Raw genomic sequence first — 14141 nt, 5'->3', positions numbered from 1 at the left:
GCCTGTGGTCTAGTGACAGGCGCTGGAACCGTGCAGTTTGATTGTTTATTGGGCGCCCTTCACGGGCTGAGGCGGCTTTGAAATGGCTTTGATCGTACAGAAATTTGGAGGCACCTCGGTCGGCACCGTCGAGAGAATCGAGCAGGTGGCCGACAAGGTAAAGAAGTTCCGCGAAGCCGGTAATGACCTGGTGATCGTGCTGTCGGCCATGAGCGGCGAGACCAATCGCCTGATCGACCTGGCCAAGCAGATCAGTGGTGACAGCACGCCGGTTCCGCGTGAACTGGATGTGATTGTCTCCACCGGCGAGCAGGTCACTATTGCCCTGCTGGCAATGGCGCTGATTCAGCGCGGCGTACCGGCAGTTTCGTACACCGGTAACCAGGTGCGGATTTTGACCGACAGCGCGCATAACAAGGCGCGTATTCTGCAGATCGACGATCAGAAGATCCGTGCGGATCTGAAGGCCGGGCGTGTTGTCGTCGTCGCTGGTTTCCAGGGCGTTGATGAGCACGGCAATATCACCACGCTGGGTCGTGGCGGCTCGGACACTACGGGCGTAGCCCTGGCCGCGGCCCTCAAGGCCGATGAGTGCCAGATCTACACCGATGTCGATGGTGTCTACACCACCGATCCGCGTGTCGTTGCCCAGGCCCAGCGATTGGACAAGATCACCTTCGAAGAGATGCTGGAAATGGCCAGCCTCGGTTCCAAGGTGTTGCAGATTCGTGCGGTCGAGTTCGCCGGCAAATACAACGTCCCGCTGCGCGTGTTGCACAGCTTCAAGGAGGGTCCGGGTACCCTCATTACTATTGATGAAGAGGAATCCATGGAACAGCCGATCATTTCCGGCATCGCTTTCAATCGCGATGAAGCCAAGCTGACCATCCGTGGTGTGCCAGACACCCCCGGCGTGGCGTTCAAGATTCTCGGCCCTATCAGTGCCGCGAACATCGAAGTCGATATGATCGTGCAGAACGTTGCGCACGATAACACCACCGACTTCACCTTCACCGTTCACCGCAATGACTACCAAGCCGCCCAGGCTGTTCTGGAAAACACTGCGCGTGAGATCGGTGCCCGGGAAGTGGTAGGTGATACCAATATCGCCAAGGTTTCGATCGTTGGCGTTGGCATGCGCTCCCACGCGGGTGTAGCCAGCCGCATGTTCGAAGCGCTGGCCAAGGAAAGCATCAATATCCAGATGATCTCGACATCGGAAATCAAGGTTTCCGTGGTTATTGAAGAGAAGTACCTGGAGCTGGCCGTGCGCGCCCTGCATACGGCTTTTGAACTGGACGCGCCAGCCCGCCAGGGCGAGTGATGCGTTGACCCAAAGGGCGCGGCTAGTCCGCGCCCTTTGTTTTTTTTTGATAGGTACGAGCATGCGCTGTTCTTTTGCTCGCTCTGGTCAATACTTAGGTGTGTAGGCTTATAGCTATCATTCTTGTAGGTTGAAGCACTTTTTCTTACAGACTGTTGTCCCTGAAATGAATTGCGTGAGGAGAAAGGTATGTTGATTCTGACTCGTCGGTGCGCAGAAAGCCTGATTATTGGTGATGGCGAAATCACCGTGACGGTGCTCGGCGTCAAAGGAAATCAAGTGCGAATCGGCGTCAATGCACCCAAAGAAGTGGCTGTGCACCGTGAGGAAATCTACCTGCGGATCAAGAAAGAGAAGGATGAAGAACCAAGCCATTAATTTTTATTGATTTTTTGCTTTGCAAACGGGGAAAAGGTTGGTTATTATACGCCCCGTGTTGCGGAGAGGTGGCCGAGTGGCCGAAGGCGCTCCCCTGCTAAGGGAGTACACCTCAAAAGGGTGTCGGGGGTTCGAATCCCCCCTTCTCCGCCATTATTCATGTAGTGCGTTGTAATCTGGTTTTTTCTGTAAGTTGTTGAATTTATTAGAAAAAATGATTGACCCAGAGATTTAACGACCTATAATGCGCGGCAACAAATGCACTCGTAGCTCAGCTGGATAGAGTACTCGGCTACGAACCGAGCGGTCACAGGTTCGAATCCTGTCGAGTGCACCATTTAAGAGTTGTTTGCAGTCATGCAAGTAACTTTGCGGTAACCAGCGGTGGTCTGGTCTAACAAACACAAATGCACTCGTAGCTCAGCTGGATAGAGTACTCGGCTACGAACCGAGCGGTCACAGGTTCGAATCCTGTCGAGTGCACCAAACACCAAAAAGCCCGCACTGGTTGCGGGCTTTTTGCTGTCTAGCGTTTTACGCAACCTTGCTCATCGAATATGACTTGCGCGCTGCGACCCTTCTTTTCCTTGTAGGTGTAGCGGGTTAGCGCATTTGTTGTGGTGATCCTGTCGGGCTTGCCCAGTGCGCTTTCGACTTCCTGTCGATTCATCCCGGGGCGAACGGTCTGGCTGATAATCGCTTGGCGCTTTTGCTGGCGGTCAAGCAGATCCCCGCAACCGTCCTCATCCTGTCCTGCTACAACCAGCGGCCTGGTTGCTCTCTGGCTCGTGGGTGGGCGCACTGTGGGTGTGACCGGTACGCTGCCCGGAGGCGGGTTGTAGGCGTTCTGCGAGTATGAGGCGTGATCGTGGGGGCAGCCGAGGGTGGTGAAGGTCAGGTGACCGCTGGCATCTTCACAGCGCTGGATGGTTTTGGCCGGCACTGCCAGCGGCAGGGCAAGGCAGCTCAGTAGCCATAAGCTCAGCAGCCATCGTTTCTTTTTGAACATCGACATGTCCTCCTTGACGGTCTCTGCTAAGACTAGAAGGCGTGCGAGTGCTTAGGCGTGTGTTTTTTTGTCAGGATGAGTCGTCGCAGTTGCAGTCTGCCGAATATCTTCAGGTTTACCTTGCAAGCACTTGTTCTTGCCAAGTTTTTTAGCCTTTCGCACGTTCAGCCGGTGTATCATGCCGCCGTCAGCCCCGCCGGGGCTTATGGAATACCTCCATGGACTTACCCAGTAGTTACTCAGCCTCTCGTTTTGCCAATCATGAATTGACTGATTGATCCTTCCGGCGTGCCCCGCTGCTGGGAGTGGAGTTCGCCTATGACTGAAATCGAAGTAAAAAAACCGCAGGACAGCCTGCAGGACCGCCTGGCTCAAGTTATCGAGCTGCTGCATCGCCAGCGCGTGGTCGAAGACCTGACTCACCGTCAGGAAGGTCACCACCAAGACCGGGTCGAGAACCTGGTCCACCGGCAGAATCTCGTCGAGTTGCAGCGCAAGCTCGATGACCTGCACTCCGCCGACGTTGCCTACATTCTTGAAGCCCTCCCGCTCAACGACCGCCTGACTGTCTGGCAGTTGGTCAAGGCTGAGCGTGACGGCGATATTCTTCTGGAAGTTTCCGATTCCGTCAGGGAAACGCTGATCGCCGACATGGACGATCACGAGCTCCTGGCGGCGGCCAAGGAAATGGACGCGGACGAACTGGCCGACCTGGCGCCGGAACTGCCCCGTGATGTCGTCCATGAGCTGATGGAGACGCTGGACGGTCAGCAGCGTGAGCGTGTTCGCTCCGCGCTGTCCTACGATGAGGAGCAGGTCGGCGCACTGATGGACTTCGAGATGGTGACTATCCGTGAGGATGTCAGTCTCGAAGTGGTGCTGCGTTATCTGCGCCGGCTCAAAGAGTTGCCCGGGCATACCGATAAACTGTTTGTGGTCGACTACGACGGTGTGCTCAAGGGCGTGCTGCCGATCAAGCGTTTGCTGGTCAACGATCCCGACAAGCAGGTCGCCGAGGTCATGGCCAGCGATCCGGTGAGTTTCCACCCGGATGAGGATGCCTACGACGCGGCCCAGGCTTTCGAGCGGTATGACTTGATTTCCGCGCCGGTAGTCGACAAGAACGGCAAGCTGATCGGCCGTTTGACCATTGATGAAATGGTCGATCTGATTCGTGAGGAGAGCGAGACCGAAGTCCTCAACATGGCCGGTCTGCGTGAAGAGGAAGATATTTTTGCCTCGGTCTGGAAGTCCCTGCGCAACCGTTGGGCCTGGCTGGCGGTCAACCTGATCACCGCTTTTCTCGCTTCGCGGGTTATTGGTTTGTTCGAAGGCTCGATCGAGAAGCTGGTGGCGTTGGCGGCATTGATGCCCATCGTAGCCGGGATTGGCGGCAACTCCGGTAACCAGACGATTACCATGATCGTGCGGGCCATGGCGCTGGACCAGGTCAGTACCGGTAATACCTCGCGCCTGATGCGCAAGGAGCTGGCGGTGGCCTTGATCAATGGCCTGTTGTGGGGCGGGGTGATCGGGATCGTGGCTTATCTGTTGTATGACAGCTGGTCGCTGGGCGTCGTGATGACGGCAGCGATGACCCTCAACCTGCTATTGGCTGCGTTGATGGGCGTCTTGATCCCCATGACGCTTGCGCGCCTTGGGCGTGACCCCGCAATGGGGGCAAGCGTGATGATCACGGCCATGACCGACAGCGGAGGGTTCTTTATCTTCCTCGGATTGGCGACAATCTTCTTGCTCTAGACCTCGACGGTGCAGTCCTTTGGATTGCACCGTTTTTGCATTTCCCCCTCTCTCTTTATTTCAGGCAAAAAAAAGCCAGCTAAATGCTGGCTTGAGCTTTCGGGTGGATCAATTATCGTCGGAAGCGTTCTCGACATCGTGAGCAATCAGCGATACGAGCGCGTTTTGCTGGCGATGGGAAAGCTGGCGGAAGCGTTGCAGCAGCTCGCGTTCGTGTAGCGACAGCTCGGGGCTGTCCAGGCGCATGTTCAAGTCTTCACCCAGGGCTCCTTCCTGGATAAGGCTTTGTTCCAAGCGAGCGATGATTTCGGAGTTCATGCTCCGGTGGTGATTGCGAGCGACCTCGGCAATGCGTTCGCGCATTCCATCGGGCAAACGCACGACGAACTTGTCAGCGGTACGGCTGGAATAAATTGCCTGTTTCATTGGGCGCATATAGTTAACCGGTTAGTTCAGGGGAGCGGTTTTCGGGATTGGCCGCAGGATGTCAGATACGACAGCCCTTGATGCCAAATGTTCAACCTGAATTGCTAAGAGGCCCGCACTATGCCTCATATTTGCCAGTTCCTTGGCGTCAATTCTGTGACAAATATTGAACTGAATAAAGGCTTTATGCCAGCACCAATTGTCAGAAATCTGTGTCCATTTGAAAGTTTTTTTCGGTAGCGGCCGTCCTGAGGGCTGTGGGGGCTGCACAAGCCTTCCGGCCTGGCCTAAAGACCCAGGCAGGGTGCGAGATATGGCCTTGTGCTTTCATTAATTAGCATAGTGCCATCAAGCCAATTTACTAGTCGGCAAGACGGGAGGTTAGTGGTTTATGCCGGGCAGACTGATTTATCTGATGGGGCCCTCCGGTTCCGGCAAGGACAGCCTGATCGAAGCGGCGGCCCATGTGCTGCAACGGCTCGGCTGCCTTGTCGCGCAACGTACAATCACTCGCTCGGCGCAAGCGATTGGCGAAGCGGCGGTGGGCGTCTCAGCCAGTGAGTTTCGCACGCTCGAAGCGCAGGGCGCCTTTGCGTTGAGCTGGCATGCCAATGGGCTGGGCTACGGTATCCCCATCCTGATCGACCCGTGGCTGGCGGCGGGGCATCATGTCTTGGTTAACGGCTCCAGAGGGCATCTAAAGCAGGCACTGCAGCGCTATCCGACGCTGATACCGATTCTCCTGACAGTCGAGCACGAGGTCTTGCGCCAGCGCCTGGTGGCGCGTGGACGTGAGACGGTAGAACAGATTGACCAACGCCTCGCGCGCAATCAGCAGTTTGCTGTCGGCTCCGACCTTGATGCCGGTGTAACCTTGTACCGCCTGGATAACTCCACACCATTGAGCGCGACCGTTGCCCGGTTGCAACATCTGCTCGAACAGGCGCTGTCAGTACCGGCGCAGGATCGGGTCGAGCTGGTTGCGTCGGCCGATCAAGTGCGCGACCAGCAAGCTTGAGGTCACTGGCGAAGCCGCTTGGTAAGCGGTCCAGGACCGCTCAGGCCAATAGATAACACCTTAGAAAACCCAGCGGTCGTTGCGTGGTACTGCGGATTGGGATTGCGACCTGTCTTCAACAAAGCCCGGTTGCCCTGAAAAAGGGGCGGTTGTAACCGCCAGGCGCGTAGTGGGCACATGCTGAAGAAGGGAGGTTGTTGCTTGAGCGGTGCCCGCACTCGGTGGCTGCGTATTCATGATCAGCAAGGCGCCGATGGCCAGTGTATTGAGCAGTACCAGGGCAGAAGTCATGGTGATGGTCTCCGCGCTCCCTTTGATAGGGGCTGAATGTTGTCATGCAGATAAAGCAGGGCTTATGCCACTCGGTTTATTTATAAAAATCCTTATAAAACAATTGGTTGTATTTTAGGTCAAACGGGTTTGACGTGCATTCTGCAATGATGGCCCTTGGCTTTATTGCAGAATGCACGATCGGTGCTGCGTCCCGGGCCGGCAGGCATTTTTCATGTATCAAAAAAGGCCGGGCGATGACATGACAAACGCCATGCTGGCCGTTACCATGCACGCCGTCCTCAGCGCCTCGCTGCGCGCAGAATGTCTCAGTAGCTCAATTGGATAGAGCATCCCCCTCCTAAGGGGAAGGTTGCAGGTTCGAACCCCGCCTGGGACACCATATTTTGAAGGGCTGTCAGCTTTATCTTGAGTATCCGAAACGTTCCATGGGGGCAATGCGGGTGCATCTGAGATATTTGGCAGGCTTTTAATTGGCGCGTACGCGCGCACCTGTCGCGTCCTCTCAACGGACTGAGATGTACCAGTGCTAGAATTTTAATAACTGGCTCTCGATCTTTTCCATTCTTTTTGGCCTTCTCGTCGCCCACGTGTCCTACCGTGTGCAAAAGAAGGATGCAGTATCCGCCTCCGTAGAAAGGGAAAAGCACGCTCATTCTGAGCTGCCCAATGTGATTGAGAGCTACTTAATCAATAAGCAGCAGCTTTCAGAAAGCGTGATAGAGAATCCGGGGCGATTCAAGGAAGGCAACATTGATCTTTTGGACACCTAGAGCTCCTTGGTTATGCCAGTGCGGATAAGAATTTAACGCGATTGTGTGCGGTTACATGGTGATTGGGAATTGCCGTCTTGCCTAAAGCATTTATCGTTGAGGCGTGCCCTCGTTGGATCTTGGCCCGCGAGATAGCTGCTTACCGGGCAGCAAGATCATGCCTATACATTTTTTGCGGTCTCGGCATGGATAGTGCTCCTCTCGCATCCTTCACCGTGCCAATGGAAAGCTAGGTTGTACCTAACTCCATACTAAATTTAAGGTTTGTGTCTTCAGGAGGACGACCTGCTTGAGAGATCGATATGGAAAGTGTTGTGGTGCGCGCGACCACAAGCGGACCATGCTGTCGGATTCTGAACCCAAACTCGCAAGACTGGGAGTTAAAGAGTCGCTGCGACTACTCCCCAAACACTGAAAAGGCGTACTTTTGACTAATGCCGATCAGTTAAGCTTTGGTTTCAGGCTATCTGGGACTCCCAGTCACTCTGGTGCGCATAAAAACGCCGTTTTCTCTTCGTGAGTAAGCGGCGTTTTTCATTAATTGACTGGCATTATTCTTTGGACGCCTTTTTTTCATTTCTGATCCGATATCGCTCGCGGCATCTGCCCGACTAACGTGCCATACGTAGGCTTTGCGGGTGCCAAGTCATTACGTCGCAGCCAAAGCCTGTGACAGGCTCGTGTCTCGGCTCAGGTATTAGTGTTCTCATAGATATTCTCGGCGCTGCAAGGTGTGCGACAACCCCCGTGCCTGGATGGATAACCTGCAATACACTTCAAAGATTTTTAAAAGGAAGCTGAAATGTTCTTCCCTGTAATCATGGCTGGCGGTTCCGGCTCCCGTCTCTGGCCGTTGTCGCGCCAACTCAATCCGAAACAGTTTCTACCGTTGGTCGATGACTTTTCCATGCTTCAGGCCGCCATCCAGCGTTTACAGGGGCTTAAGGCGGCGTCACCGCGTTTGATCTGTAACGAGCAGCACCGTTTTCTCGCAGCGGAGCAACTGCGTCTGTTGGGTATGGAGCAGGCCAATATACTGCTTGAGCCCGTGGGCCGTAATACCGCCCCGGCCATTGCCTTGGCTGCTTTGCAGGCTTGTGCAGAAGCAGACGATCCGATTCTGTTGGTGCTGGCGGCCGATCATCTGATTAAGGATGTGCCGGCGTTTCAGGCGAGTATTCAGGCGGCCTTGCCGTTGGCCAAGGCCGGCAAGTTGGTGACCTTCGGTGTCGTGCCGACTCATCCGGAAACTGGTTATGGCTATATCGAGCAAGGCGTCTCAATCGGTGGTGGTGGTTTTGCAGTAAACCGCTTCGTCGAGAAGCCCGACCTGCCTACGGCTCGCGACTATCTTGCCGGCGGCAATTACTTCTGGAACAGCGGGATGTTCATGTTTCGCGCCAGGCGCTACCTGGAGGAGTTGGAGTGTTTTCGCCCCGATATTCTCGCCGCCTGCCGCCAGGCGTTGGCGGGCGGCTCGCAGGACATGTACTTCACTCGCGTTGATCAAGCGGCTTTCGCCGCATGCCCGGAAGACTCCATCGACTATGCGGTGATGGAAAAAACCGCCGATGCGGTGATGGTGGCGCTGGATGCCGGTTGGAGCGATATCGGGTCCTGGTCGGCTTTGTGGGATGTCAGTGAGAAAGATGAGCAGGGCAATGTGTTCAAGGGGGATGTGCTCAATCAGCATTCGCTCAACACCTATGTGCATGCTGATAGCCGCTTGGTGGCGACGGTGGGCGTCAAGGATCTGGTGATCGTCGAAACCAAAGATGCTGTGTTGGTTGCGCACAAGGATCATGTTCAGGATGTGAAGAAAATCGTCGAGCAATTGAAGTGTGACGCGCGTAACGAGCACATCAACCATCGAGAGGTGTACCGCCCGTGGGGCATGTATGACTCCATCGATAATGGCTATCGTTACCAGGTCAAACTCATCACGGTAAAGCCGGGGGCCAAGCTGTCGGTGCAGATGCACCACCACCGCGCCGAGCACTGGATTGTTGTCAGCGGTACCGCGAGGGTGACCAATGGCGAGAAGACTTATCTGGTGACTGAAAACCAATCTACCTACATCCCCATCGGCCAGGTTCATGCTTTGGAAAATCCTGGTGTCATTCCGCTGGAGTTGATCGAAGTACAGTCCGGCTCGTATCTGGGTGAAGACGATATCGTACGTTTTGAGGATAAGTACGGCAGGGCGTGAAGTCAGAGCGCGACTTGGCACAGGCCTAACCCGCTGGGGTGTGCGCCGAGATTTCGGCATGGTCAGTTGCGTCGTATCGATCCAACTGACTGTGTCGCCTGATCTCATGGATAGTAGTGCCGGGATGGCGCCGTAGCGAAACGGCAATAGCCTTTAGGGTGAGCCGCTGAAACTACACACGTGGTGTTGGCGCGCTTGCTTCGTTGGCTTGGTAACACTTTGCATTGCGTGGTAACACCTTGCATTAAGTGCTACAGTTCCACCCCTAATATTTTTCCATCGAAAAAAAGCTTTATTATTCAATAGTATACGTATCTTCGTAGAGTGGTGTGCTCCTGCTGCTGCACAGATTACGCAGGAAAACTGCAAATGCCTGAGCAATGCGCCGCTGTTTTTAGTTGCAGAAGGATGCTGGGCGAATGAAGGTACTTTGTGTTTTTGGCACACGACCAGAAGCCATCAAGATGGCTCCTGTGATCAAGCAGCTTCAGGCGGAAGCCTTGATCGACAGCCGCGTGTGCGTCACGGCCCAGCAACGAGAGATGTTGGACCAAGTGCTGGACGTGTTCGGTATCGTGTCCGACCATGATCTCAATATCATGCGTCCCGGGCAGAGCCTGACCGATATCACCGTGCGGATCATGCAGGGCATTGAGCCGGTGCTCGAAGCCGAGCAGCCGGATCTAATTCTGGTGCATGGTGATACCTCCACTACCTTTGCCGTCAGCCTGGCCGCTTATTACAAGCGCATTCCAGTCGGCCATGTGGAGGCTGGGCTGCGTACCGGGAATATCTATTCGCCGTGGCCTGAAGAAATCAACCGGCGCTTGACTGGCACCATCGCCACCCATCATTTCGCCCCCACCGAGGCCGCGCGCGCCAACCTGCTGCGTGAAGGCATTGCCGATAGCAGCATCTGCGTCACTGGTAATACCGTGGTCGACGCCTTGCTTGATGTGGTGCAGCGCATTGAGGCTGACGATGTCCTGACCAAGCGGCTCGAGGAGCAGTTCAGCTTTATTGACGGCAGTCGCAAACTGATTCTGGTTACCGGCCACCGCCGTGAAAGCTTCGGCCAGGGTTTCGAAAATATCTGCGTGGCGCTGCGCGAACTGGCTGGCCGCGATGATGTGGAAATTGTCTATCCCGTCCATCTCAATCCGAATGTACAAGAGCCGGTTGGCCGGATTCTTGGTGACTGTCCGCGGGCGCATTTGATCGCACCGCTGGACTACCTACCTTTCGTTTATCTGATGAAGCGCTGCCATCTGATTCTCACCGATTCGGGCGGCATCCAAGAGGAAGCGCCCTCGCTGGGCAAGCCGGTTTTGCTGATGCGTGACACCACCGAGCGCCCTGAGGGGCTGCAGGTCGGCGCCGTGCGGCTGGTCGGCACGGACACCGGCAAGATCGTCTCCGAGACCCTGCGCCTACTTGATGGCAAAAACGAATACCAAATCATGGCAAGGGCCGGAAATCCTTATGGGGATGGCCTGGCCGCTAAGCGAATCGTGCAGAGAATACTGGGATGATCCAATACAAGCGTGTGTCGATGATCGGGCTGGGCTATATCGGCTTGCCAACGGCGGCCCTGATTGCCAGTCGTGGCTGTCAGGTTCTGGGCATCGATGTCAATCCTGCTATCGTGGCTACGTTGAATTCGGGCAAGATTCATATCGTCGAGGCAGAGCTCGACGTGCTGCTCTCCGGCGCCGTGGCCTCGGGCCGTTTCCGTGCCTCGCTGCAACCAGAACCCGCTGACGTGTTTATGGTGGCGGTGCCCACGCCGTTCAAAGATGGCCAGCAAGCCGACCTCGGCTATATCGAGGCGGCGGCGAACAGCATCGCCTCTGTCCTGAAGAAGGGTGACCTAGTGATTCTCGAGTCCACCTCACCCGTGGGCACCACAGAGAAGCTCGAACAGTGGCTGCGCGCCGTGCGCCCGGACCTGAGTTTTCCCGGCACTGCCGGTGAAAGTTCGGATATCCGCCTGGCTTACTGCCCCGAGCGTGTCCTGCCGGGTCGGATCATCCACGAACTGGTGAGCAATGACCGCATCATCGGGGGTATGACGCCCAGGTGTGCCGAGGAGGCGGCCACCTTCTACCGATTGTTCGTCGAAGGCCATTGCCGGACCACCAGTGCGCGTACAGCCGAGATGGTCAAGCTGACCGAAAACGCCTTTCGCGACGTCAATATCGCCTTTGCCAACGAGCTGTCGCTGATCTGCGACCGCCAGGGCATCGATGTGTGGGAACTCATCGAGTTGGCCAACTGCCACCCACGGGTGAACATTTTGCAACCCGGCCCTGGCGTGGGCGGGCACTGCATTGCGGTGGATCCCTGGTTTATCGTCGAGCAAACGCCAGACCTGGCGAAGCTGATCCACACAGCCCGGCTGGTCAACGATGGCAAACCGCGTTGGGTGATCGAGCAAGTCAAGGCTGCTGCCAAGGGTCTGAGCAATCCCAAGATCGCGTGCCTGGGGCTGTCCTTCAAGCCGGATATCGATGATCTGCGCGAAAGCCCCGCACTGGAAATTTCCGCGCACCTGGCCCATGAGATAGATGGCCTGATCTACGCCGTCGAGCCCCATGTCGAGTCGTTGCCGCCGGCTTTGAGCAAGTATCGCAACGTTGAGTTTATGCAGGCTGAAGCGGCTATCGCCGATGCCGATATCGTGCTCTTGCTGGTCAATCACAAGGCCTTCCTGACCATTGATCGCGCGTTGCTTGAGGGCAAAGTGGTGATCGATACCCGGGGGGCGTGGCGTTGAAGCAACTGCTGTTAAGGCAGGGTGCTGCACGACTGGAAGAAGTCCCCGCTCCCTTGGTGGGAAGCCGGCATATTCTGGTGCGGGTCGAATTCTCCTGCGTCAGCGTGGGCACGGAGGCCGCCAGCGTGGTTTCGGCCGCAGAGCCGCTGTATAAGCGAGCGTTGAAGCATCCGGAAAAAATCAAACGGGCCTTCGATATGGTCCGCGAGCAAGGGCTGTCGCGCACCGTCGCGCGAATCCGTGGCACGTTGGCTGCTGGGCAGCCTACCGGCTATTCGGCCGCCGGCGTGGTAGTGGAAGTGGGCGAACAAGTCGACGGCTTCAAGGTCGGTGATCGGGTGGCCTGCGCCGGTGCTGGCATTGCCAATCACGCAGAAATCATCAACGTCCCGGTCAACCTGGCCGTGCTGGTGCCCCCGGCGCTGGCAACGCATCAAGCGGCCACCGTGACCCTGGGAGCCATAGCCTTGCAGGGCGTGCGCAGAACGGCGCCGACCCTGGGCGAAATCATAGTGGTGGTCGGCCTGGGCGTGCTCGGGCAATTGGCTGTGCAACTGTTCAAGGCCAATGGTTGCAGGGTTATTGGCGTTGACCCGGACGTGCGTCGTCTGGACATCGCGCGCCAATGTGGCATGGACCTGGGCATCGATCCTACTCAAGACGATCAGGTCGCCCGGATTACTTGGCTGACCGACGGCCTGGGTGCCGATGCAGTAGTGATCACGGCGGCTTCGGCCAGCAGTGAGCTGATAAGCCTAGCCATGCGTGCCTGCCGCAAGAAGGGCCGTGTGGTGCTCGTAGGCGACGTCGGGCTGGATATCAAGCGCGAAGACTTCTATCGCAAGGAACTCGATTTTTTTATCTCCACCTCCTACGGGCCGGGGCGCTACGATCCGGACTACGAAGAGGGTGGTCAGGATTATCCTCTGGCTTACGTGCGCTGGACGGAAAACCGCAATATGGCGGCCTATCTGGAGCTCCTGGCGCAGGGCAAGGTGGACGTGCAGGCGCTGTTGCCCGAGGTGGTCGACCTGGCGGGCGCCGAGGCGCTGTATGTGCGCCTGGCTCAAGGCAATGACCGGCCACTGTTGGCCCTGTTGCGTTACCCGAATGAAGGGCAGCCGGAGCAGACCCACAGCCTGATGCTGCGCGAGCCTGTTAATAAAGACGGTAGAGTGCGGGTCGCGGTGATTGGTGCCGGTGGTTTTGCCCAGGGCGTGCATCTGCCCAATCTGCTCAAGTTACGCGAGCTCTATGAGCTCCGCTGGGTAATCAGCCGCACCGGCAGCAGCGGCAAAGCCGCTGCCACGCAGTTCGGCGCCAGCTTTGCTGGCACCGATTACCGTGAGGCGCTGGCCGACCCGGAAGTGGACCTGGTGTTGATTGCCACACGGCATCACTTGCATGCAGAAATGGTCAAGCAAGCGCTGGAGGCCGGCAAGCATGTGTTGGTTGAAAAGCCCCTGGCCCTGCATGAAGCAGAGCTGGCTGCCGTCGAAGCGTTCTACAGCGCTGCCAGCACTGGGCCCAAGCCGTTGTTGATGACTGGATTCAATCGCCGCTACGCCCCGGGTATCGTTTGCATCAAGGCGCTGCTGCAAGACCGTGCCGCGCCGCTGATGATTTCCTACCGGATGAATGCCGGTTACCTGCCTCCGGACCACTGGGTGCATGGAGTGGAGGGCGGCGGGCGCAATCTTGGCGAGGCCTGCCATATCTACGACCTGTTCGCTTTCCTGACGGACGCCGAGCCCGTGACGGTAGAGGCCACTGCCATTGGCGGCAGCGCTGGCGGAATTCGGCGTAACGAAAATTTTAGCGCGACTATTCGCTACAGCGATGGCTCGGTAGCAACCCTGCTGTATACCTCGCTGGGTTCGCCCAGCCATCCGAAAGAGCGCATGGATATCTACACGGATGGGAAGGTATTGAGCCTGGATGATTATCGGGCGGTTACCGTGGCAGGCGAGAGCGTAAAGCGTTGGGCATCGGCTACGCCGCAAAAAGGCCAGCATGAAGAACTTCTGGCACTGGTGGATGCCATCAACGCCGGGGCGTTGGATGAAAAGAACATTATGAGTCAGTTGGCGACGACGCGGCTGGCTTTGGCGATAGAAAAACAATTGCAGTCCTGACACCGATATCGCAGTTCTGAACATGACGGGCTGGGTATGAC

At 56.6% G+C, this 14141-nt stretch carries 11 protein-coding genes and 4 tRNA genes; 12 read left to right on the top strand and 3 right to left on the bottom strand.

The features are described from left to right. Positions 1–82 precede the first annotated feature (82 nt). The 5 genes from NPS46_RS14295 to NPS46_RS14275 all read left to right on the top strand — a co-directional run bounded on the left by NPS46_RS14295 (position 83) and on the right by NPS46_RS14275 (position 2188). Positions 83–1324, top strand: coding sequence for an aspartate kinase (locus tag NPS46_RS14295; protein ID WP_274108213.1), 1242 nt, complete (start codon positions 83–85; stop codon positions 1322–1324). Positions 1325–1513: 189 nt separating this feature from the next. Continuing rightward, on the top strand, positions 1514–1702 hold the full coding sequence (gene csrA, locus NPS46_RS14290; RefSeq protein ID WP_002554426.1) for a carbon storage regulator CsrA: 189 nt from the start codon (positions 1514–1516) through the stop codon (positions 1700–1702). Positions 1703–1764: 62 nt separating this feature from the next. Continuing rightward, positions 1765–1855, top strand: a tRNA-Ser gene (locus tag NPS46_RS14285). A gap of 107 nt (positions 1856–1962) precedes the next feature. Beyond that, positions 1963–2039, top strand: a tRNA-Arg gene (locus NPS46_RS14280). A gap of 72 nt (positions 2040–2111) precedes the next feature. Further along, a tRNA-Arg gene (locus tag NPS46_RS14275) sits at positions 2112–2188 on the top strand. A gap of 40 nt (positions 2189–2228) precedes the next feature. Here the strand turns inward: NPS46_RS14275 and bamE are convergent. Next, the gene (gene bamE, locus NPS46_RS14270; RefSeq protein ID WP_274108211.1) at positions 2229–2711 is read right to left on the bottom strand and encodes an outer membrane protein assembly factor BamE domain-containing protein; all 483 of its coding nucleotides are present in this window, start codon (positions 2709–2711) and stop codon (positions 2229–2231) included. 318 nt (positions 2712–3029) lie between these two features. On the opposite strand from bamE, the gene mgtE reads away from it, so the two are divergent. Beyond that, complete coding sequence (gene mgtE, locus NPS46_RS14265; RefSeq protein WP_274108209.1) at positions 3030–4472, top strand: magnesium transporter; 1443 nt, start codon at positions 3030–3032, stop codon at positions 4470–4472. Positions 4473–4580: 108 nt separating this feature from the next. Here mgtE and NPS46_RS14260 read toward each other — a convergent pair whose 3' ends face one another. Further along, entirely contained in the window at positions 4581–4907 is a 327-nt protein-coding gene (locus tag NPS46_RS14260) for an Arc family DNA-binding protein (protein ID WP_274108208.1), read from the bottom strand. A gap of 382 nt (positions 4908–5289) precedes the next feature. Between NPS46_RS14260 and phnN the strand changes: the two genes are divergently transcribed. Further along, entirely contained in the window at positions 5290–5916 is a 627-nt protein-coding gene (phnN, locus tag NPS46_RS14255; protein WP_274108206.1) for a phosphonate metabolism protein/1,5-bisphosphokinase (PRPP-forming) PhnN, read from the top strand. Between the two features lie 60 nt (positions 5917–5976). On the opposite strand, the gene NPS46_RS14250 is transcribed toward phnN, so the two are convergent. After that, on the bottom strand, positions 5977–6207 hold the full coding sequence (locus tag NPS46_RS14250) for a hypothetical protein (protein ID WP_274108204.1): 231 nt from the start codon (positions 6205–6207) through the stop codon (positions 5977–5979). Between the two features lie 305 nt (positions 6208–6512). Between NPS46_RS14250 and NPS46_RS14245 the strand changes: the two genes are divergently transcribed. The 5 genes from NPS46_RS14245 (at position 6513) to NPS46_RS14225 (ending at position 14100) form a co-directional block, all read left to right on the top strand. Further along, positions 6513–6589: transfer RNA gene (locus tag NPS46_RS14245), tRNA-Arg, on the top strand. Between the two features lie 1193 nt (positions 6590–7782). After that, positions 7783–9189 (top strand): mannose-1-phosphate guanylyltransferase/mannose-6-phosphate isomerase, encoded by a 1407-nt coding sequence (locus NPS46_RS14240; RefSeq protein WP_274108202.1) that lies wholly within the window; start codon positions 7783–7785, stop codon positions 9187–9189. A 419-nt stretch (positions 9190–9608) separates the two neighbouring features. After that, positions 9609–10721, top strand: coding sequence for a non-hydrolyzing UDP-N-acetylglucosamine 2-epimerase (gene wecB, locus NPS46_RS14235; protein WP_274108200.1), 1113 nt, complete (start codon positions 9609–9611; stop codon positions 10719–10721). Beyond that, positions 10718–11965 carry a UDP-N-acetyl-D-mannosamine dehydrogenase gene (gene wecC, locus NPS46_RS14230; protein WP_274108198.1) on the top strand — a complete coding sequence of 416 codons (1248 nt, stop codon included), beginning with the start codon at positions 10718–10720 and terminating at the stop codon, positions 11963–11965. Before wecB ends, wecC begins: the two co-directional genes overlap by 4 nt. Next, positions 11956–14100, top strand: a complete 2145-nt coding sequence (locus NPS46_RS14225) for a bi-domain-containing oxidoreductase (RefSeq protein ID WP_274108197.1) — start codon at positions 11956–11958, stop codon at positions 14098–14100. Before wecC ends, NPS46_RS14225 begins: the two co-directional genes overlap by 10 nt. Positions 14101–14141: the final 41 nt, after the last annotated feature.

It is taken from the genome of Pseudomonas putida (genome assembly GCF_028682395.1).
Classification (GTDB): Bacteria; Pseudomonadota; Gammaproteobacteria; order Pseudomonadales; family Pseudomonadaceae; genus Aquipseudomonas; species Aquipseudomonas putida_AB.
This window is presented reverse-complemented; position numbering and strand designations above follow the sequence as displayed.

Bases quoted from the DNA above. Each gene is read 5' to 3' on its own strand.
- NPS46_RS14295 (WP_274108213.1), top strand. From the start codon at position 83: ATGGCTTTGATCGTACAGAAATTTGGAGGCACCTCGGTCGGCACCGTC.
- csrA (WP_002554426.1), top strand. From the start codon at position 1,514: ATGTTGATTCTGACTCGTCGGTGCGCAGAAAGCCTGATTATTGGTGAT.
- bamE (WP_274108211.1), bottom strand. From the start codon at position 2,711: ATGTTCAAAAAGAAACGATGGCTGCTGAGCTTATGGCTACTGAGCTGC.
- mgtE (WP_274108209.1), top strand. From the start codon at position 3,030: ATGACTGAAATCGAAGTAAAAAAACCGCAGGACAGCCTGCAGGACCGC.
- NPS46_RS14260 (WP_274108208.1), bottom strand. From the start codon at position 4,907: ATGCGCCCAATGAAACAGGCAATTTATTCCAGCCGTACCGCTGACAAG.
- phnN (WP_274108206.1), top strand. From the start codon at position 5,290: ATGCCGGGCAGACTGATTTATCTGATGGGGCCCTCCGGTTCCGGCAAG.
- NPS46_RS14250 (WP_274108204.1), bottom strand. From the start codon at position 6,207: ATGACTTCTGCCCTGGTACTGCTCAATACACTGGCCATCGGCGCCTTG.
- NPS46_RS14240 (WP_274108202.1), top strand. From the start codon at position 7,783: ATGTTCTTCCCTGTAATCATGGCTGGCGGTTCCGGCTCCCGTCTCTGG.
- wecB (WP_274108200.1), top strand. From the start codon at position 9,609: ATGAAGGTACTTTGTGTTTTTGGCACACGACCAGAAGCCATCAAGATG.
- wecC (WP_274108198.1), top strand. From the start codon at position 10,718: ATGATCCAATACAAGCGTGTGTCGATGATCGGGCTGGGCTATATCGGC.